Raw genomic sequence first — 20,158 nt, forward strand, 5'->3', positions numbered from 1 at the left:
CAAGCTGCTTTTGATGGGGTTTTTTCTTTCGATGGCAAACAGAAAACAAGTTCATTTTACTTGTTTCATGATAAAATAGACAATATGAGTACGAATTAGAGGTAGGTGGCATCGTGGGCAAAGTAATTGCAATTGCAAACCAGAAAGGCGGAGTCGGAAAAACGACGACAGCGGTTAATTTAGCTGCTTGTTTAGCGCATATTGGAAAAAAAGTATTATTAGTAGATATCGACCCGCAGGGCAATGCAACAAGTGGGATCGGAATTGAAAAAGGGGATGTCGATGAATGCATTTATAATGTCATTATCGGTGATTTAAAAGCGAAAGATGTCATAAGACCAACCGATATTGAAAATTTACATATCATTCCGGCGACTATTCAACTGGCAGGAGCAGAAATTGAGCTTGTATCGGTCATTTCCCGCGAAATCCGCTTAAAAAATGCGCTTGAGCCTTTACGGGAAATATACGACTTTATTATTATCGATTGCCCTCCTTCATTGGGATTATTAACGCTAAACGCATTAACGGCGGCGAATTCCGTTCTTATCCCTGTACAATGCGAATATTATGCGCTTGAGGGACTGAGCCAGCTACTAAACACAATCCGGCTTGTACAAAAACATTTAAATCATAATTTGCATCTTGAAGGCGTTTTGTTAACGATGCTAGACGCCCGTACGAATTTAGGCATTCAAGTCATTCAGGAGGTAAAAAAATACTTCCGCGAAAAAGTATATAACACGATTATCCCGCGAAATGTCCGGTTGAGCGAAGCGCCAAGCCACGGAAAACCAATTATTTTGTACGACGTAAAGTCGCGGGGAGCGGAAGTGTATTTAGAATTGGCAAAGGAGGTGCTAGAGCGTGGCTAAAGGTCTCGGCAAAGGTATTGATGCGCTGTTTTCCCATTTGGCGTTAGCGGGAAAAGAGGAAACTATTCGAGAAGTAAGCATTCACGATCTTCATCCGAATCCTTACCAGCCAAGAAAAACGTTTCAGCCGGAAGCGATTGAAGAATTAAAGCAGTCGATTTTGCAGCACGGAATACTGCAGCCGCTGATCGTCCGCAAGACGATAAAAGGGTTTGAAATCGTCGTGGGGGAACGGCGGTATCGTGCTGCCAAAGAAGCGAATTTACAAACTGTTCCGGTCGTCGTGCGCGAACTAACCGACCAGCAAATGATGGAATTTGCTTTATTAGAAAATTTGCAGCGAGAAGATTTAAACCCGATTGAAGAGGCAGCGGCGTATAAAATGCTAATGGAAAAGCTGCAGCTTACCCAAGAAGAAATTGCCAACCGCTTGGGGAAAAGCAGGCCCCATATCGCCAACCATCTGCGCTTATTGTCGTTGCCGAAGGATATACAAAAACTGATTGTTAATGGAACGCTGTCGATGGGGCACGGCCGGGCTCTGTTAGGATTAAAGCAGAAAAATAAGATGAAATCCGTTGTTGAGCGCGTGATTCGCGAACAGCTGAATGTCCGTCAATTGGAGAAACTCATTCAACAAATCAATCAAAATGTTCCACGTGAAACATTAAAACGAAAACCGGTGGAAAAAAGCGTTTTTTTGAAGGAAAGCGAGTCATTATTACGGGAGAAGCTAGGAACGAATGTAACGATTAAGCAAACGAGAAAAAAGGGGAAGATCGAAATCGAGTTTTTTTCCTCGGAAGATTTAGAAAGAATACTAGAGTTATTGGATGTAAGATTGGATGAATAAAGCGAGCCATCATATTATGGTGGTTTATTTTTTTTATTAGGAGGAAACGCGTCATGGTACTGTTAGGAACTATTGTCAACGGGATATGCATTGCAATTGGGTCGTTGTTAGGGAAGCTATTTCACCGTATTCCTGAGCGGTTAAAGGCAACGGTGATGGGAGGAATCGGTCTTGCGGTAGCACTGCTCGGAATTCAAATGGGGATAAAAAGCGAACAGTTTCTTATTGTTATTTTCAGCCTTGTCCTCGGCGGCGTGCTGGGCGAAATATGGGATTGGGATAAAAAACTGAATCAGCTTGGCGAATGGGTTGAGAAAAAGGTGGGAGGGAATCAACAAGGAAATATTGCAAAGGGGTTTGTCAGTGCCACTTTGTTATTTGTCATCGGCGCCATGGCGATTGTCGGCGCGCTTGACAGCGGATTGCGCGGAGACCATCGCGTCCTGTATACGAAATCGATTTTGGACGGCTTTGCCAGCATTATTTTAACGACAACGCTTGGAATTGGCGTTATTTTTTCCGCGATTCCTGTCATGATTTATGAAGGAGGCATCGCGCTGCTCGCTACCCAAATTGAACGATGGGTGCCAAAAGAAATTATCGATTCATTTATTGCCGAATCGACAGCGACAGGAGGAATTTTAATTATGGCGATTGGTTTGAATATGCTCGGCATTACAAACATACGGGTGGCCAATCTACTGCCTAGCATTATCGTTACTGCTTTTGCTGTTTCCATTCTTTACTTTTTTTGAAAAAAACAACCCCCTTCTTGTTTATCGCAACAAAGAGGGGATTGGTTATAAATGGCTACAATGGGCGACGATGATCTTTAGCAAATGCTGTATTCGTCAAAAACTCTTTTCGGCTTAATTGCCGATCGGCTTCATAAATGCCGTTGGCAATCGTTTTCGCCATGTTCATCACGAGATGGAGGCGGGTGTTTTGCAAAACGAAAAATTCCATAAAGCCGCTGACATTGACTACTCCTGTAATATGGATATCGCCGACAGGGGGGAGCTGCTTATTGACCCCGGCTCCAGGCCGTACCGGGCCTTTTGCGATCGTGATCGCGCCGACGCTTTTCAGCCGTCCTAGACAGGCATCGATGGCAATCATAAATGCGTCATGATGGATGGAACGAATAGCGTTGATTTTTTCTTCCAGATTGACAGCATGGATCGGCTCTTCCAACGTTCCATATACGTGAAAGTGGGAAAGATGTTTTTCTTTTAACATGGTGCCAACAAGCGGCCCAAGCGAATCTCCTGTCGAACGGTCTGTGCCGATGCAAACAATGGCAACAGGCTGCGATAACGGGTCAGGAAGCAATGAAACAAGCCGCAGTGCAATGAATGTTGAAGCCCCATGCTCATCATGAAAAATACGTTCCTTATCATCTTTCGAAGAGAAAAAAATAGATGGTATGTTCATTCGATTCACTCCCGGTTTTCCATTCAAAGTATTAACAGTATACGGAAAAAACGAACGTTATATACATATAGGTGTCTTGTTTTATATGTTTATTAGTACAAATTGATTGATAATCTTGTTAAAATAAATAGTGATATAAAGCGAAAAATGATGCAGAGGTGTAGACAACATTGGATATAGTAAAAAAAGATCGGTTGTTTGGATTTGTCACAAATGAGGAGTTTTGGGTCAATTTAGGGGCAGGAACATTAAAAATCATTTTGATTTTAGTGTTATGCGCCGTTGCCAAAAAAGTGTTGAGAGTAGCTGTCCATAATATTTTCAAAGTGCGGCAAAAGGCGCCGCTCCGCATTTCCGAGCGACGGGAAGCAACATTGTTAAGGCTCCTCGATAATGTGATTAAGTACGTACTATATTTTATTGCGTTGATTATGATTTTAGATACGTTGGGCGCGAAAGTACAAGCGATTTTGGCGGGCGCCGGAATTGTCGGACTTGCTGTCGGTTTTGGCGCGCAAAGTTTAGTAAAGGATATCATTACCGGATTTTTTATCATTTTTGAAGATCAGTTTGCGGTAGGAGACTATGTGCGCATCGGCAATTTTGAAGGATATGTAGAGGCAATCGGTTTGCGGGTAACGAAAATTAAAAGCTGGACAGGAGAAATTCACATTTTGCCAAACGGAAGCATTACGCAAGTGACCAACTACTCTCTCAACAATAGCGTTGCTGTAGTCGATGTGAGCATTGCGTATGAAGAGGATATTGAAAAAGTAGAAGAAGCGATTCGCGAACTGCTGCCGCAATTGCCGGCAAAATATGAAGATATGATCGCTCCGCCGGAATTGTTGGGCGTGCAAAATTTAGCTAGTTCTGAAGTAGTGCTGCGCATCGTCTGCGAAACGAAACCGATGCGTCATGTTTCTGTAGCAAGAGCGATTCGAAAAGAGGTAAAAATGCATTTAGATGAAAAGGGAATCGAAATTCCATATCCACGTCTCGTTCTTCATAATCGCAATGAGCAAGAAAAACAACCTGTTCAGCAAACAAAAGAAAACGCCTAGGTAAAAGGCAGGGGGGAGCCAATGGAAAATAAAGAATTTGGATTATATGATATCGTAGAAATGAAAAAGCCGCACCCGTGCGGCACGAACCGCTGGAAAGTGATCCGTTTAGGCGCCGATATCCGCATCAAATGCGAAGGCTGCGCCCATAGTGTGCTTCTTCCGCGCAAAGAGTTTGTTAGAAAGCTAAAAAAAGTGTTGGTAAAGCATGAGGGGTAGTTTCCCTCATGCTCTTTCTATAACGGAAAAGGAGAGGAGAGCCATGGGGGCAACACGCATCACATCATGTCCATTAAACTGCTGGGATGTGTGCGGATTAAAAGTGACCATTCAAGATGGAAAAGTGGAAAAAGTGGACGGGGACGAAACACATCCGATTACGCAAGGGAAAATTTGCTCCCGCGGCCGTATGCTCAAAGAGCGGACGAATTCGAGCGAGCGCCTTTTGTATCCGTTAAAAAAGGTTAATGGTCAGTTTCTCCGTATTTCATGGGAGCAAGCGCTCGATGAAGTAGCGGAAAAAATGTGGGAAATCAAGGAACGGTATGGCACGACCGCGGTGCTCCACAGCCATGATTACGCCAATAACGGATTGTTGAAAAATTTGGATCAGCGCTTTTTTAACTGCTACGGCGGTGTAACCGAACTGACGGGAAGCTTATGCTGGGGCTCCGGCATTGAAGCGCAAACATGGGATTTTGGCAATTCGTATAGCCACGCTCCAGAAGATATTCAAAACAGCCGCCACGTTGTTATTTGGGGACGAAATGTGGCGCGGACGAATATGCATTTATTTCAGCATCTTCTCGCCGCAAAAAAACGAGGGACAAAAATCATTGTCATTGATCCGCTGTTCCAGCAAACGGCGCAAATCGCCGATATGTATGTATCCGTAAAGCCAGGAATGGATGCATTTTTGGCCATGGGAATTATCAAAGAAATGCTGCGCCTAGGTTTGGAAGACCGCACATTTATTGAACAGCATACCGTTGGGTTTGCCGATGCCGCGGCGGTACTGGAAAGCATAACGATAGAAAAAATTGAGCGGCTTACTGAAGTAAATCGCGATGTGATCACTGAACTGGCGAAGATTTACGGAAATCGCCCAACTGCTACTTATTTGGGGCTTGGCATGCAGCGATACGCAAACGGCGGCAATACGATCCGCTGGATTGACGCGCTGGTGGCGATAAGCGGCAACGTTGGCATTCCGGGAGGAGGGGCGAACTTTGGCAATCTGCAAGTCGGTCAATGTTTTGATATTGCCGCGCTTGCCCTTCCAGAGCGAAAAAAAGCTTCCCGCACGTTTACGATGATGAAGCAGGCGGAAGGCATTTTGCAGGCGACAAACCCGGATATTAAAATGATTATTGTGACATGCGGCAATCCGCTCACACAAGTGCCGAACACGAACTTAGTGAAAAAGGCGTTCCAGTCCGTGGATACGATCGTTGTATTCGAACAATTTATGACCGATACCGCCGAAATGGCTGATTATGTATTTCCGGTAACGACGGTATTCGAGGAAGAAGACATTTATTACTCATCTATGTACCACGCTTATGTCAACTATGGGCCAAAGCTCGTCGAACCGCCGGGCGAGGCAAAATCCGATCTTTGGATATGGATGGAGCTGGCAAAACGGCTTGGTTTTGGCGCTGATTTTGCTTATACAAGGGAAGAGTTTTTAAAAATGGGGTTAAAGCCGTTGGAACGATACGGCATCACGCTCGAGCGGCTGAAAAAGGAAAAGCATCTGCTTCTTCCGGTTCATCCTGTGCCATGGAGTGACTACCGCTTTCAAACGCCAAGCGGCAAATATGAGTTCACTTCCGCGTTAGCGAAGCAAAAAGGAATGAACGGCAAACTGCAAATCATGTATCCAGCCGAGTCGGAAATAACGAATCCGTTATTAGCGAAAAAATATCCGTACCGTTTGTTGACGATTCACCCGCTTCGCTCCAATCATTCGCAGCATTATCATCTTGTCGAGGCCATTCAGGCGCTGAAAATTGAAGTGGCAAAAGATGTTGCAAAAGAAAAAGGATTGTCAGAAGGGGACAAGGCAAGGGTGTTCAATGATCGCGGCGAATTAATAGGAACAGTAAAAATCCTTGCCAAAGCCCATCCAAAAACCATCAATATTGATGAAGGGCAATGGGCGAAATTTGGTGGTGCGGTCAATGTGTTAACATCGGACCGCGAATCGGACAATGGGCGCGGCAGCACTTTATACGACTGTTTAGTCAATATCGAAAAGGTGGAAAATGACTAGCGCGCAAAGGCGCTTGTCATTTTCTTTTGAAGTCACTATAATGAGGAAAGATGCGACCGGGAAAAAAGGGAGTGGAATGTATGGGATTGACAGCTGGAATCGTCGGGTTGCCAAACGTCGGCAAATCGACGCTATTTAATGCGATTACGAAGGCAGGAGCAGAGTCTGCCAATTATCCTTTCTGTACAATTGAACCAAACGTCGGCATTGTCGAAGTGCCGGATGAGCGGCTAAAAGTGTTGATGGAAATGTTCAAGCCGAAGCGCACCGTACCGACAGTGTTCGAGTTTACCGATATCGCTGGCATCGTCAAAGGAGCAAGCAAAGGAGAAGGGCTTGGCAATAAATTTTTATCGCACATTCGCCAAGTCGATGCGATCTGCCAAGTTGTCCGCTGCTTTACGGATGAAAATATCACCCATGTAGCGGGAAAAGTCGATCCGCTTGCCGATATTGAAACGATTAATTTAGAGCTGATTTTCGCTGACTTAGAAACGGTGGATAAACGGATCGACCGCGTCGGCAAAATCGCCAAACAAAAAGATAAGGATGCCGCTTTTGAATATGATATTTTATTGCGCTTAAAAGAAACCTTTGAGGCTGGAAAACCGGCGCGCACCCTTTCCTTTACAGAAGAAGAAATGAAAGTGGTAAAGCAGCTTCATTTATTAACGATTAAACCAATGTTATATGTAGCTAACGTCGGTGAAGAAGACGTGGCGGACCCAAACGGCAATCCGTTTGTGCAGCAAGTTCGCGAATTTGCGAAAAGCGACAATGCGGAAGTCATTGTCGTGTGCGCAAAAATTGAAGAGGAAATCGCGCAATTGGACGATGAGGAAAAAGAGCTGTTTTTACAAGAGCTCGGCATTGAACAATCAGGACTCGACCAATTAATTCGCGCATCGTACAGCTTGCTTGGCTTGGCGACATTTTTCACCGCAGGGGAACAAGAAGTGCGCGCCTGGACGTTCCGTAAAGGCATGAAGGCACCGGAGTGCGCAGGAATTATTCACTCTGATTTTGAACGCGGGTTTATTCGCGCCGAAACGGTTTCATACGAAGATTTAGTGGCAGCAGGCTCGATGGCAGCAGCGCGCGAAGCTGGAAAAATCCGCCTCGAAGGAAAAGACTACGAAGTGCAGGATGGCGATATTATTTATTTCCGCTTTAATGTTTAATATTGCTTATCCTTTCTCGCCATGATATAATCAAAAAACGTGAGTAATGTTTTATTGCTCCTTGCCCTTGATCGAAAGGGCCGTTTAGACCAAAAGGAGGTGACGAACGTGAGAAAATACGAAATCATGTACATCATCCGCCCGAATATGGACGAAGAAGCAAGACAAGCTGTAGTAGAACGTTTCAATACTATTTTAAAAGAAAATGGTGCGGAAATTACAAATGTGACGGATTGGGGCAAACGCCGCTTAGCATATGAAATTAAAAAATACCGTGACGGCCATTACATGATTCTTAATGTCGTGTCTGAGCCAAAAGCGGTGCAAGAGTTTGACCGTTTAGCGCGAATCAGCGAAGATATTATCCGTCATATCGTTGTTAAAGAAGAAGAATAATTTTTTTCCATGTTAAGAGGTGGTTCTGATGATTAACCGCGTAATTCTCGTCGGAAGATTAACGAGAGATCCGGAATTACGCTATACTCCAAGTGGGGTGGCTGTTGCTACGTTTACGCTCGCTGTCAACCGCCCGTTTACCAACCAGCAAGGCGAGCGGGAAGCAGATTTTATTAACTGTGTCGTTTGGCGGCGCCAAGCGGAGAATGTCGCGAATTTCTTAAAAAAAGGAAGTTTAGCCGGAGTTGACGGCCGTTTACAAACCCGCAGCTATGAAGGTCAAGATGGAAGACGTGTATATGTAACGGAAGTGGTTGCTGATAGCGTCCAATTTCTTGAACCGAAAAGTAGCACAGAACAGCGTGGGACGGCAACAGGCGGCTACTATGGGGAGCCATTCCCATTTGGACCAGATCAGAACCATCGCAATCCGAATGAAAGAGATTTTAGTCGCATAGATGAAGATCCTTTTGCCAACGACGGTCAGCCGATCGATATTTCGGATGATGATCTGCCGTTTTAGTTGAAAAAAGCAAAAGGTTTTTGGCCGGATAAAGGAAAAAAGGAAAGGAGGATATGAAATGGCAGGACGCAAAGGCGGACGTGCAAAACGTCGGAAAGTATGCTATTTCACAGCGAACGGAATTACGCATATTGACTATAAAGACGTCGACTTGTTGAAAAAATTCATTTCCGAACGCGGCAAAATTTTACCTCGCCGTGTAACAGGAACAAGCGCAAAATATCAACGCAAATTGACGGTTGCAATTAAACGTGCTCGGCAAATGGCATTATTGCCATATGTAGCAGACGAATAAGAAAAAAAGCAGTAAGGGGGATGGTCCTTACTGCTTTTTCTATTTATAGTTACAGGAAGGGGGAACGATTGTTGCGCAAAACATATATGATCACGGAGGCGGCTATTCAGTTAGCCTTGTTTGCAGTGTTATTTTTAATTGCTTTATACGTGCCGCTTATTGGAGTAATTGCGACATTGTTTTTGGCGCTTCCGTTTATTATTTTTACGATAAGGCATGGTTATGCTTATGCATTGCTTTTGCTTGCTGCTTCGCTGATTATTTCTATGTTGATTGGCTCGCTGTTTTCCTTGCCGGTGGCGTTGATGTTTGGAACAGCAGGGATTGCGATTGGGGTAATGCTTGCCAAAAATAAAAGCCGTTATATGATTTTACTGATCAGCGCGCTTATATTTCTTATTAACATCGTCATCGATTATGCCATCTCCGTAAAATTTTTGCAGACGGATATCATTCAGGAAACGCTCTCAGCATTTCGCCAATCATTTGACACTGCGATGCAAATGATGAAGGGGATGGGACAGGAGCCGCCAAAACAATTGCAGGAACAATTTAATCAAGGATTCGAGCTTATAAAATATGTCATACCTACCTTGTTTGTCATCGCTGCTTTTTTGTTTGCTTACATAACGATCATTGTCTCTGTTCCGATTTTAAAACGATTAAAGCTGCCGGTCGGCACGTGGCCACCGTTTCGGGATGTAACGTTGCCAAAAAGTTTATTATGGGTTTATGTATTGGTAATTGCCCTATCTTTTATCCCATTAGAAAAAGGAACGTTTGCCTATATCGCTATTTTAAACGTATATTATGTATTGCAGCTGCTTTTGATGGTGCAAGGGTTTTCCTTTTTATATCATGTCGCGAATGAAAAGAATATTCCAAAAGGGATGGTCATTGGCGGAACGGTCTTATGCTTATTCCTGCCTTTTCTACTTTATCTTATCGCAATATTAGGTATAATTGATTTAGGATTTGATTTGCGAAAACGCATATAATTATTAGATAAGGTAGATTATTTTTTCGGTGTAGGAGCTGACTTGAATGTCTCATTTTTATGAAAGGAAACTGTATCGGTATCCCTTGTACATCTTTATTGCGTTGTCGGCTGCGTGTGCCATCTGTTTGCTTTATTTTCAATGGATTTTAGGGATAGTCAGCTTGTTGCTCCTTGGATTTGTGCTTTATTATGTAATCCATTCACAACGATCATTATATGCGGAGTTGGAACAATATATTTCTAATTTGTCGTATCGAATTAAAAAAGTCGGCGAAGAAGCATTAATGGGAATGCCGATTGGCATTATGTTGATTAATGATGACTATGAGGTGGAATGGGCGAATCAATTTTTAGCCTCCTGTTTTAAAGAGCAGACATTAGTCGGTTATACGTTATATGATCTTGCCGATTCATTGGTCGCTTTTGTAAAACAGGGGCAGACAAATGAAGAAATTATCGATATCCATGGAAAACAATTTAAAGTCGTCATTCGTCGGGAAGAGAAGCTTCTTTACTTCTTCGATGTTACAGAACAAGTGGAGCTGCAAAAACGATATGAAGCGGAACGGTTAGTATTGGCAATTATTTTCCTTGACAATTACGACGAAATTACACAAGGAATGGATGATCAGGCAAAAAGCCAGATGAACAGTCATGTGACATCAATATTGAATCAATGGGCCAATGATTATGGCATATTTTTGAAACGCACCTCTTCGGATCGGTTTATCGCCGTCCTTAATGAGCATATTCTCGAACAATTGGAAAAAAGCAAGTTTTCGATTTTGGATGAAGTTCGCGAACAGACGATGAAACATAACGTCCAGCTGACATTAAGTATTGGGGTTGGTACTGGTGTATCGTCGCTTCCAGAATTAGGGGCGTTAGCCCAATCCGGTTTAGATTTAGCATTGGGCCGCGGCGGCGACCAAGTGGCTATTAAACAAGGAAACGGAAAAGTAAAATTTTACGGTGGCAAGACGAATCCAATGGAAAAACGTACAAGGGTTCGCGCCCGTGTCATTTCCCATGCGCTTAGAGAGTTAATTGCGGAAAGCGACAAAGTGCTGATTATGGGGCATAAATATCCGGATATGGACGCGCTTGGCGCCGCGATCGGAATTTTAAAAGTCGCCCAGTCTAATCAAAAAGAAGGATTTATCGTGGTTGATACAGCAAAAACGGATGCTGGGGCCCAACGCTTAATAGAAGAATTAAAAAAACATTCAGAGCTATGGTCAAGGTGTATTAAGCCGGAGCAAGCGCTGGAGTTAGTGACGGAAGATACGCTGCTAATTGTCGTCGATACGCACCGCCCTTCTTTAGTAATCGAAGAAAGATTATTGTATCGCACCGACCATATTGTCGTCATTGACCATCATCGCCGTGGCGAAGAGTTTATTGATGCGCCGATTCTCGTCTATATGGAACCATATGCGTCTTCCACTTCTGAGCTGGTGACGGAGTTATTGGAATATCAGCCAAAACGGGTGAAGTTGACAATGCTCGAGGCAACGGCGCTTCTCGCGGGAATTGTCGTCGATACAAAAAGCTTTACGCTTCGCACCGGCTCGCGGACGTTTGACGCCGCTTCTTATTTACGCGCGCAAGGCGCGGATACCGTATTAGTGCAAAAATTGTTGAAAGAGAGCATCACCAATTACGTCAAACGGGCGAAAATGATTGAAAATGCATCCATTGATCCAAGGGGCATCGCTATCGCCAAAGGAGACCCAAACGAAACATATGATCAAGTGTTGATTGCGCAGGCGGCGGATACGCTGCTTACTTTAAGCGGTGTTGTCGCTTCGTTTGTAATCTCGAAGCGGGCCGATCAAACGATTGGCATTAGCGCCCGTTCGTTAGGAGACATCAATGTGCAATTGATTATGGAACGCTTAGGAGGCGGTGGGCATTTAACGAATGCTGCCGCCCAGCTTTCCGATATAACCATCGAGGAGGCGGAACGGCAATTGCGTGCCGCGATTGATGAGTATTTAGGAGGAGGTAAACCGTCATGAAAGTGATTTTTCTAAAAGATGTCAAAGGAAAAGGGAAAAAAGGGGAAATTAAAAACGTCGCTGACGGATACGCAAACAATTTCCTTTTTAAACATGGGCTTGCCATTGAAGCAACACCGGCAAACATAAAAGCGCTAGAAGCGCAAAAACGGAAAGAACAGCGGCAGGCGGAAGAGGAGTTGGCAAAGGCAAAGCAGTTGAAAGAACAGCTGGAACAAATTACGGTGCAATTAGCGGCGAAAGCCGGAGAAGGCGGCCGTTTATTCGGATCGATTACAAGCAAGCAAATTGCCGAAGCGCTGCAATCTCAGCACAATATCAAAATCGATAAGCGCAAAATCGAACTCGAGGATGCTATTCGTTCCCTAGGATACACGAATGTGCCTGTGAAACTACACCCGGAAGTTACAGCGACATTAAAGGTGCACGTGACAGAACAGAAATAACGGTGTAATCGTTGACCAATTCTGTTTCGTTTTCAACGGAAAGGGAAGCAGTATATGATACATGAGAATAAATGTGATTTTATGGGGAGTTTTCCCCATATAATCACATTTTTCTTATGACAGGAAAAACGGGGGAAAAGGTGGTGAAAGACATGAGCGAACTATTTTCGGAACGGATTCCTCCGCAAAGCATTGAAGCGGAACAAGCTGTGCTAGGCGCCGTATTTCTTGATCCTTCCGCTTTAACGCTAGCCTCGGAAATTTTAATTCCGGAAGATTTTTATCGCGCTGCCCATCAAAAAATTTTCCATGCGATGCTCCGTGTCGCCGACAAAGGAGAACCAGTCGATTTAGTTACAGTGACGGCTGAGCTTGCCGATACGCAGCAACTGGAAGAAGTCGGCGGCGTCTCGTATTTAAGTGAGCTTGCCGATTCAGTGCCGACAGCGGCCAACGTGGAATATTATGCGCGCATCGTGGAAGAAAAATCGGTACTGCGCCGCTTGATTCGCACCGCTACATCGATCGCGCAAGACGGCTACACAAGAGAAGATGAAGTGGACGTTTTGCTTGACGAAGCAGAGCAGAAAATCATGGAGATTTCGCAGCGGAAACATTCGGGAACGTTTAAAAATATTAAAGACGTTCTTGTGCAGACGTATGATAATATTGAAATGCTTCATAACCGAAAAGGCGAAGTAACGGGGATCCCGACCGGATTTACCGAGCTCGACCGCATGACGTCGGGATTTCAGCGCAGCGATTTTATTATTGTCGCGGCTCGTCCTTCCGTAGGAAAAACGGCATTTGCCTTAAATATTGCGCAAAACGTAGCGACAAAAGCGAATGAAAACGTCGCGATTTTTAGTTTGGAAATGAGCGCCCAGCAATTAGTGATGCGGATGTTATGCGCGGAAGGAAATATTAACGCGCAAAATTTGCGGACGGGAAAACTGACTCCGGAAGACTGGGGCAAGCTAACGATGGCGATGGGAAGTTTATCGAACGCCGGCATTTATATTGATGATACGCCAAGCATCCGCGTCAGCGATATTCGCGCCAAATGCCGTCGCCTAAAGCAAGAAAGTGGCCTTGGCATGGTAGTGATCGACTACTTGCAGCTTATTCAAGGAAGCGGTAGAAACAGAGAAAACCGTCAGCAGGAAGTGTCGGAAATCTCCCGCTCTTTAAAGGCGTTAGCCCGTGAATTAGAAGTGCCGGTGATCGCGTTATCCCAGTTGTCGCGAAGCGTCGAGCAGCGCCAAGATAAACGGCCGATGATGTCCGATATCCGCGAATCGGGGAGCATCGAGCAAGATGCAGACATTGTCGCCTTTTTATACCGCGATGACTATTACAATAAAGATTCGGAGAATAAAAATATTATTGAGATTATTATTGCTAAACAGCGCAATGGCCCAGTTGGGACAGTGCAGCTTGCATTTATTAAAGAATATAATAAGTTCGTCAATTTGGAACGCCGTTTTGATGATGCCCAAATTCCGCCAGGGGCGTAACGAAAAGAAGGTGTCATTTTTTACTGACACCTTCTTCATTTTATTGGACAGTGCTTTTAAAATGCGAATAAATTAAATGTTAATAAACAACAACGTTCGTGTTTTCTTGACTTTCCTGATAAAAATTGCTACACTTACAATGTTTATATCGAGTTAAAGTGGAGGTGCTCGCCATGTCGTCAGTCGTCGTTGTCGGGACACAATGGGGCGATGAAGGAAAAGGAAAAATTACCGACTTTTTATCAGAAAACGCGGAAGTTATTGCGAGATATCAAGGCGGAAACAATGCCGGACATACGATTGTCTTTAACGGAGAGAAATATAAATTGCATTTAATTCCGTCCGGTATTTTTTATAAAGATAAAATTTGCGTGATCGGCAACGGAATGGTCGTTGACCCGAAAGCGTTAGTGGCAGAGCTGAAATATTTGCATGATCGCGGTATTTCTACCGATAATTTACGCATCAGCAACCGTGCCCACGTCATTTTGCCATACCATTTAAAACTGGATGAACTCGAAGAAGAGCGGAAAGGCGCGAACAAAATCGGCACGACGAAAAAAGGAATCGGGCCAGCCTACATGGATAAAGCGGCGCGCATCGGCATTCGCATCGTCGATTTATTGGATCGTGAAGTGTTTGAAGAAAAATTGACACGCAATTTGCAAGAGAAAAATGTGCTTTTTGAAAAAGTGTACGGCGTGGAAGGATTCAAATTAGAAGATATTTTCGAAGAGTATTATGAGTATGGGCAGCAAATTGCAAAATATGTTTGCGATACGTCCGTTGTTTTAAACAACGCGCTTGACGAAGGACGTCGCGTTCTTTTTGAAGGGGCGCAAGGCGTCATGCTGGATATTGACCAAGGAACGTACCCGTTTGTTACTTCCTCGAATCCGGTTGCTGGCGGTGTAACGATCGGCGCCGGAGTTGGGCCAACGAAAATTAACCATGTCGTCGGCGTGGCGAAAGCATATACGACCCGTGTCGGCGACGGTCCGTTCCCGACCGAATTGCATGATGAAATCGGTGACCGCATCCGCGAGGTCGGGCGCGAATATGGAACAACTACGGGCCGCCCGCGCCGCGTCGGCTGGTTTGACAGCGTGGTTGTCCGCCATGCGCGTCGCGTCAGCGGTATTACCGATTTATCGCTCAATTCGATTGACGTATTGACAGGAATTGAAACGCTGAAAATATGCGTTGCCTACCGTTATAAGGGAAAAGTATTGGAAGAGTTCCCAGCCAGCTTAAAAGTATTAGCGGAATGTGAGCCAATTTATGAGGAACTGCCAGGCTGGTCTGAAGATATTACAGGGGTGCGCAGTTTGAATGAGCTTCCAGCGAACGCCCGCCATTATGTCGAACGCATTTCGCAGTTGACAGGGATTCCGCTGTCGATTTTCTCTGTCGGCCCGGATCGTTCGCAAACAAACGTGGTTCGCAGCGTATATGCGTAAAATATGTAGTATAATGATAGAAAAAGCGTAGATGCAGCGATGTATCTATGCTTTTCTTTTTGTTTCTCCTTTAAATGGCAAACGGTTATGAGTGATTTCATTTTGATAACATGATAAATTAATAATGATAAATCTATTTTGAATTCCATCGTAAAGAAAGGATGTGAAGAAGATGGAAAAGCGGATTTTGGTTGTTGATGACGAAAAGCCGATTGCGGATATTTTGCAATTTAACTTACAAAAAGAAGGATATGAAGTGATTTGTGCATACGATGGCGAAGAAGCATTGCAAAAAGTCGAGGAAGTCATGCCTGACCTTATTTTGCTAGATATTATGCTTCCGCAAAAAGACGGAATGGAAGTTTGTCGGGAAGTGCGGAAAAAATACGATATGCCGATTATTATGTTAACCGCAAAAGATTCCGAGATTGATAAAGTGCTTGGTTTGGAATTAGGGGCAGATGACTATGTCACGAAGCCGTTCAGTACAAGAGAATTGCTAGCGCGGGTAAAGGCGAATTTACGCCGCCATTCACAAACGGCGGCCCAGGAGGAAGCGAGTGATACAAACGAGATCATCATTGGCTCGCTTGTCATTCGTCCTGATGCCTATATCGTGTTAAAACGAGGGGAAACGATTGAATTAACGCATCGAGAGTTTGAATTGCTTCATTATTTAGCTAAACATATTGGACAAGTGATGACAAGGGAACACCTGTTGCAAACGGTATGGGGATATGATTATTACGGCGACGTTCGTACGGTCGATGTCACGGTGCGTCGTCTTCGTGAAAAAATTGAAGATAATCCATCACATCCGTCATGGATTGTGACGCGTCGGGGAGTCGGCTATTATTTACGCAACCCAGAACAGGAGTAGCGAAAGCAGATGAAAAAAGTAGGTCCATTTCGTTCGATCCATTTTAAATTTGTTATTATATATGTTTTATTGATTCTGATCGCGATGCAAATCATTGGTGTGTATTTTGTCAGAAAGCTAGAAACAGAGCTAGTGCAAAGCTTCAAAAATTCCTTGAATGAACGGGTTACGCTCCTGGCGTACAATGTGGAGCAGGCGATCAGTAAAGAAAGAGACGCAAAAAGTCCAACGTTGGAAGAAGATATTCGCTCCCTTCTTCACGATTTTGTTTCCCAGGATATTTCAGAAGTGCGCGTCATTGATGACAAAGGCAAAGTGTTGGCAACATCCAACCCTTATATGCAAAATATTGTAGGAAAGCGAACAACAGAAATTTATGTAAAGCGCTCGCTTGTAACGGGAGAAATAGTTGACAGTATGCATCTCGACCCGAAGGGGCATCGCATATATATTTCTTCTACACCGATTAAATCGGACGGTGAAGTAAAGGGAGTTATTTACATCATTGCTTCGATGGAAAATGTATTTTCACAAATGAGGCAAATCAATACAATTTTAGCGACAGGGACCGGGATTGCTCTCGCCATCACTGCTGTGCTCGGTATTTTTTTGTCACGCACGATCACCCGTCCGATTTCCGACATGCGCAAGCAGGCGCTGGCAATGACAAAAGGCGATTTCTCGCGTAAAGTAAAAATTTACGGTTACGATGAAATCGGGCAATTGGCGATGACGTTCAACAATTTAACGAAAAAGCTGCAGGAAGCGCAGGCGACAACGGAAGGGGAGCGGCGCAAGCTGGAGTCGGTATTGACGCATATGACCGACGGGGTGATCGCGACGGATCGCCGCGGCAGGGTGATCCTTATTAATGACGCTGCCTTGAACATCTTGAATGTTTCACGTGAAACAGTGCTGTCGAGCTCCATTATTGACGTGCTTGGAATCGGTGATCAATACACATTTGAAACATTGCTTGAGGAACGCGACTCGCTCATTTTAGACTTCAGCACCGATGAGGAATTATATATTTTGCGAGCTTCATTATCGGTTATTCAAAAAGGGACCGGGTTTGTGAACGGATTGATTGTTGTTTTGCATGATATTACTGAGCAGGAAAAAATCGATCGGGAACGGAGGCAATTTGTTGCGAATGTTTCCCATGAGCTTCGCACGCCGCTAACAACGATGAAAAGCTATTTGGAAGCATTGGCGGAAGGGACTTGGCAAGATAAGGAGATCGCTCCGCGATTTATTCAAGTAGTGCAAAACGAAACGGAACGGATGATCCGCTTAGTCAACGACTTATTGCAACTTTCTAAACTCGACAGTAAAGATTATAAGCTGAAAAAATCATGGATCAATTTTTCCGCGTACTTTCATAAAGTGATTGATCGCTTTGAATTAACGAAAAAAGAAAATATTAAATTTGTGCGCAAAATTCCACGGGAAGCCATTTTTATTGAAGTGGATGAAGATAAAATTACACAAGTGTTAGACAATATTATTTCCAATGCGATCAAATATTCTCCTCAAGGCGGAACGATTACGTTTCGCGTCAGAGAGCTTGCCGATGAAATTATTGTCAGCGTTAGCGATGAAGGGGTCGGCATTCCGAAAGCGGACTTGGCGAAAGTGTTTGAACGGTTTTATCGTGTCGATAAAGCAAGATCTCGCAAACTTGGTGGTACTGGACTCGGGCTGGCGATTGCGAAAGAAGTCGTCGTTGCCCATGGGGGAACGATTTGGGCGGAAAGTAAGGAGCATAAAGGAACAACGATTTTCTTTACTTTACCGCTAGAACGTGATCAAAAGGATGACTGGTACGATGTATGAAACGGTAAAGACGATTGTGTTAACCTCTTTAGTGCTTGTAAGCATTATTTTAACGTTCGGATTATGGACATACCATCCAAAATACGATGTGTTGCAAAATGACGAATACATTCAGCATGTTTCCGTCAGCAACACTCAAGTAGATACAGCGATGATCGTCCAGCCTTCGCAAATATTGATTCATAAACATAATGCCCATTATGGAATTATCAAGGATGAGGAAAGAAATGAGATTTTAAAAGAAATAAAAAAATGGACGATCGATGATTTTGAAGATATTTCTTCGACGATTCCAATCGGAAAATTTTTATCGTTTTTAGATGATAAACAAAGAATAGAGCTCGTTTATCCCGATAGCATCCCCATGGATGTGTACCGGTCCATTTTGCAAATTAAAGATAAAGGGATAAAAAATCACTATTTTGACCGCATCGTGATTCCATTCGCGAACAAAAATGAGCTCCCTGTTTATTTTATTTCTACGGAAAAGCGGAAAGTGTACAAGGCGCTGGCAAGCGACGTTGTATTATCGGAAGTAAACAAGCTAACCGCGGAAATCGATCGCCATCCGCGTTATTTCCCTTATGCCGTTAGTGAAACGAAGCAAATTTATTTGCCCGAAAAAGAAGTGGTAATGGATCGCCTGCAGTATTATACGGACGAGCTCGACCCTGATAAATTTAAAGAGGCATTGTTTAGTGATCCAAGTTTTGTAAAAAAAGATTTAATTACATTTGGCGAAGAATATACAGATGGATCGCGGCTAATGGACGTCGATTTTCTGCAGCGAATGCTGCTGTACGTCAATCCGGCGGCGCAGGTGAAGAACAATGAAGGAAACGAGCAAAATGGGAATTTAATCGAAAAAAGCATTGATTTTGTCAACGAACATGGCGGCTGGACCGATATATATCATTTTGCAAGATGGGATGAGGAGGAACGGAAAGTTGTATTCCGCCTTACGATTAACGGCCGTCCCGTGTTTAACGAATACGGCATGTCCGAAATTACCCAAACATGGGGATATAGCCAACTTGTGACATATCAGCGGCCTCTGTTTCGTTTAGAAATTTACGATCTCGTCAATGTGCCAAGAACGCTATTATCCGGCCATGAAGTGATCGAAAAGCTCGAAAAGGTCAAAGGATTTAGAAAGGGGCTAGTCAAAGATATTACAGTCGGTTATGAGCTTGTGAAAGATCCGGAACGTGAAAAAGTGATTATTTTAGAGCCATCATGGTTTTACTTGTACGGCCAGACGTGGAAGAAGGTGCCCGTGGATGATCAGGATCGTGAAAAAAGAGGTGGGAACGTAAATGGATTGGAGTAAAACAAAGACGATTTTCATTATTACGTTCCTAATCCTCGATTGTTTTTTAGGTTATCAGTTTATGGAAAAGCGGAATAGCAGCCAGTTGGACGTCATTTTGGAAACAACCATTGAAGAGCAATTGCAGGCAAACGGCATCACCTACGTCGAACTGCCGAAAGAAATCACAAAGGCGGCTTATGTGAGCGGCAAAAGCAAGGAGTTTACGAAAGAAGAAATAAAAAAATTGTCAGGGCAAAAAGTCACGGTACAGGATGATAAAGAGTTAAAAGGAGCATTCGTTCATCCGATATCGCTTAATTTTAAGGATCCGTACCGGTTGAAGGAATTTTTGCAGCGACATATTATTGACGGCCAAAAATATACGTTTTGGGCGTTTGATGAAAAATCGAATACGGTCATTTGCTATCAGATGTACGATGGCAAAATCATTTATAACAATGAAAACAGCAAGTTGTTAATACATGTCAATGAGCGCAACGAAGCGGTATCCTATGAGCAAACGATGTTAGACGAGTTACAAAAATATGAAAGAAAGCAAGACATTGTTCCTGCTATTAAGGCCATCGAAACGTTATATAAAAAGGGATACTTGGAGCCGGGAGACCGCGTTACCTCGGTAGAGCTGGGATACTATGGCCTTGTGCAGTTTACCGCCTCACAAGTATTAACGCCAACGTGGCACATTGTCGTAGACGGGAAAGAAGATTATTTTGTTAACGCCTTTGAAGGACAAATTATTAACGATGAGGAGAATGTTTTGGAGTGAGAA

At 43.8% G+C, this 20,158-nt stretch carries 20 protein-coding genes; 19 read left to right on the forward strand and 1 reads right to left on the reverse strand.

Annotated elements, in window-relative coordinates; all coding sequences use genetic code 11:
• Positions 1-113 precede the first annotated feature (113 nt).
• The 3 genes from AC1WMD_RS12110 to AC1WMD_RS12120 are packed head-to-tail and all read left to right on the forward strand — an operon-like array spanning position 114 to position 2,483.
• Positions 114-875 carry a ParA family protein gene (locus AC1WMD_RS12110; protein ID WP_043906378.1) on the forward strand — a complete coding sequence of 254 codons (762 nt, stop codon included), beginning with the start codon at positions 114-116 and terminating at the stop codon, positions 873-875.
• Complete coding sequence (locus AC1WMD_RS12115) at positions 868-1,728, forward strand: ParB/RepB/Spo0J family partition protein (protein ID WP_043906377.1); 861 nt, start codon at positions 868-870, stop codon at positions 1,726-1,728. Before AC1WMD_RS12110 ends, AC1WMD_RS12115 begins: the two co-directional genes overlap by 8 nt.
• 53 nt (positions 1,729-1,781) lie before the next feature.
• Positions 1,782-2,483 (forward strand): DUF554 domain-containing protein, encoded by a 702-nt coding sequence (locus AC1WMD_RS12120; RefSeq protein WP_043906376.1) that lies wholly within the window; start codon positions 1,782-1,784, stop codon positions 2,481-2,483.
• Between the two features lie 55 nt (positions 2,484-2,538).
• Here the strand turns inward: AC1WMD_RS12120 and yyaC are convergent, their stop codons facing one another.
• Positions 2,539-3,162 carry a spore protease YyaC gene (gene yyaC / locus AC1WMD_RS12125; RefSeq protein ID WP_043906375.1) on the reverse strand — a complete coding sequence of 208 codons (624 nt, stop codon included), beginning with the start codon at positions 3,160-3,162 and terminating at the stop codon, positions 2,539-2,541.
• A 170-nt stretch (positions 3,163-3,332) separates the two neighbouring features.
• Here yyaC and AC1WMD_RS12130 point away from each other — a divergent pair, with 170 nt between their 5' ends.
• From AC1WMD_RS12130 to AC1WMD_RS12205, 16 genes are all read left to right on the forward strand, one after another.
• Positions 3,333-4,226 (forward strand): mechanosensitive ion channel family protein, encoded by an 894-nt coding sequence (locus AC1WMD_RS12130; protein WP_043906374.1) that lies wholly within the window; start codon positions 3,333-3,335, stop codon positions 4,224-4,226.
• 21 nt (positions 4,227-4,247) lie between these two features.
• Complete coding sequence (locus AC1WMD_RS12135; protein ID WP_491144659.1) at positions 4,248-4,445, forward strand: DUF951 domain-containing protein; 198 nt, start codon at positions 4,248-4,250, stop codon at positions 4,443-4,445.
• Positions 4,446-4,488: 43 nt separating this feature from the next.
• Entirely contained in the window at positions 4,489-6,501 is a 2,013-nt protein-coding gene (locus tag AC1WMD_RS12140) for a molybdopterin-dependent oxidoreductase (RefSeq protein WP_494257399.1), read from the forward strand.
• Between the two features lie 80 nt (positions 6,502-6,581).
• Entirely contained in the window at positions 6,582-7,682 is a 1,101-nt protein-coding gene (gene ychF / locus AC1WMD_RS12145) for a redox-regulated ATPase YchF (protein WP_494257401.1), read from the forward strand.
• A 108-nt stretch (positions 7,683-7,790) separates the two neighbouring features.
• Positions 7,791-8,078: a 30S ribosomal protein S6 gene (gene rpsF / locus AC1WMD_RS12150; RefSeq protein ID WP_043906370.1), complete on the forward strand. Its 288-nt coding sequence runs from the start codon at positions 7,791-7,793 to the stop codon at positions 8,076-8,078.
• A 28-nt stretch (positions 8,079-8,106) separates the two neighbouring features.
• Complete coding sequence (gene ssb / locus AC1WMD_RS12155; RefSeq protein ID WP_043906369.1) at positions 8,107-8,601, forward strand: single-stranded DNA-binding protein; 495 nt, start codon at positions 8,107-8,109, stop codon at positions 8,599-8,601.
• A 58-nt stretch (positions 8,602-8,659) separates the two neighbouring features.
• A complete protein-coding gene (gene rpsR, locus AC1WMD_RS12160; protein WP_013401907.1) occupies positions 8,660-8,896 on the forward strand; it encodes a 30S ribosomal protein S18 in 237 nt (78 codons plus the stop codon).
• A 71-nt stretch (positions 8,897-8,967) separates the two neighbouring features.
• Positions 8,968-9,894, forward strand: a complete 927-nt coding sequence (locus AC1WMD_RS12165) for a YybS family protein (RefSeq protein WP_494257403.1) — start codon at positions 8,968-8,970, stop codon at positions 9,892-9,894.
• Between the two features lie 46 nt (positions 9,895-9,940).
• Entirely contained in the window at positions 9,941-11,917 is a 1,977-nt protein-coding gene (locus AC1WMD_RS12170) for a DHH family phosphoesterase (RefSeq protein ID WP_494257405.1), read from the forward strand.
• The gene (gene rplI, locus AC1WMD_RS12175; RefSeq protein WP_043906366.1) at positions 11,914-12,363 is read left to right on the forward strand and encodes a 50S ribosomal protein L9; all 450 of its coding nucleotides are present in this window, start codon (positions 11,914-11,916) and stop codon (positions 12,361-12,363) included. The genes AC1WMD_RS12170 and rplI overlap by 4 nt, the downstream gene beginning before the upstream one ends.
• Before the next feature lie 152 nt (positions 12,364-12,515).
• Complete coding sequence (dnaB, locus tag AC1WMD_RS12180; protein WP_043906365.1) at positions 12,516-13,880, forward strand: replicative DNA helicase; 1,365 nt, start codon at positions 12,516-12,518, stop codon at positions 13,878-13,880.
• 173 nt (positions 13,881-14,053) lie between these two features.
• The gene (locus tag AC1WMD_RS12185; protein ID WP_043906364.1) at positions 14,054-15,340 is read left to right on the forward strand and encodes an adenylosuccinate synthase; all 1,287 of its coding nucleotides are present in this window, start codon (positions 14,054-14,056) and stop codon (positions 15,338-15,340) included.
• Positions 15,341-15,512: 172 nt separating this feature from the next.
• Positions 15,513-16,220: a response regulator YycF gene (yycF, locus tag AC1WMD_RS12190; protein WP_043906363.1), complete on the forward strand. Its 708-nt coding sequence runs from the start codon at positions 15,513-15,515 to the stop codon at positions 16,218-16,220.
• 9 nt (positions 16,221-16,229) lie between these two features.
• Entirely contained in the window at positions 16,230-18,056 is a 1,827-nt protein-coding gene (gene walK / locus AC1WMD_RS12195) for a cell wall metabolism sensor histidine kinase WalK (RefSeq protein WP_043906362.1), read from the forward strand.
• Positions 18,049-19,386, forward strand: a complete 1,338-nt coding sequence (locus tag AC1WMD_RS12200) for a YycH family regulatory protein (protein WP_043906361.1) — start codon at positions 18,049-18,051, stop codon at positions 19,384-19,386. The genes walK and AC1WMD_RS12200 overlap by 8 nt, the downstream gene beginning before the upstream one ends.
• Positions 19,373-20,155, forward strand: coding sequence for a two-component system regulatory protein YycI (locus tag AC1WMD_RS12205; RefSeq protein WP_043906360.1), 783 nt, complete (start codon positions 19,373-19,375; stop codon positions 20,153-20,155). The genes AC1WMD_RS12200 and AC1WMD_RS12205 overlap by 14 nt, the downstream gene beginning before the upstream one ends.
• Positions 20,156-20,158 lie beyond the last annotated feature (3 nt).

The organism is Parageobacillus sp. NEAU-HV-2, from assembly GCF_059115485.1.

Coding starts and splice junctions, on each gene's coding strand:
- AC1WMD_RS12140 (WP_494257399.1), top strand. CDS start 4,489: ATGGGGGCAACACGCATCACATCATGTCCATTAAACTGCTGGGATGTG.
- ychF (WP_494257401.1), top strand. CDS start 6,582: ATGGGATTGACAGCTGGAATCGTCGGGTTGCCAAACGTCGGCAAATCG.
- rpsR (WP_013401907.1), top strand. CDS start 8,660: ATGGCAGGACGCAAAGGCGGACGTGCAAAACGTCGGAAAGTATGCTAT.
- yyaC (WP_043906375.1), bottom strand. CDS start 3,162: ATGAACATACCATCTATTTTTTTCTCTTCGAAAGATGATAAGGAACGT.
- AC1WMD_RS12185 (WP_043906364.1), top strand. CDS start 14,054: ATGTCGTCAGTCGTCGTTGTCGGGACACAATGGGGCGATGAAGGAAAA.
- dnaB (WP_043906365.1), top strand. CDS start 12,516: ATGAGCGAACTATTTTCGGAACGGATTCCTCCGCAAAGCATTGAAGCG.
- AC1WMD_RS12135 (WP_491144659.1), top strand. CDS start 4,248: ATGGAAAATAAAGAATTTGGATTATATGATATCGTAGAAATGAAAAAG.
- ssb (WP_043906369.1), top strand. CDS start 8,107: ATGATTAACCGCGTAATTCTCGTCGGAAGATTAACGAGAGATCCGGAA.
- AC1WMD_RS12200 (WP_043906361.1), top strand. CDS start 18,049: ATGTATGAAACGGTAAAGACGATTGTGTTAACCTCTTTAGTGCTTGTA.
- AC1WMD_RS12120 (WP_043906376.1), top strand. CDS start 1,782: ATGGTACTGTTAGGAACTATTGTCAACGGGATATGCATTGCAATTGGG.
- AC1WMD_RS12170 (WP_494257405.1), top strand. CDS start 9,941: ATGTCTCATTTTTATGAAAGGAAACTGTATCGGTATCCCTTGTACATC.
- walK (WP_043906362.1), top strand. CDS start 16,230: ATGAAAAAAGTAGGTCCATTTCGTTCGATCCATTTTAAATTTGTTATT.
- yycF (WP_043906363.1), top strand. CDS start 15,513: ATGGAAAAGCGGATTTTGGTTGTTGATGACGAAAAGCCGATTGCGGAT.
- AC1WMD_RS12205 (WP_043906360.1), top strand. CDS start 19,373: ATGGATTGGAGTAAAACAAAGACGATTTTCATTATTACGTTCCTAATC.
- rplI (WP_043906366.1), top strand. CDS start 11,914: ATGAAAGTGATTTTTCTAAAAGATGTCAAAGGAAAAGGGAAAAAAGGG.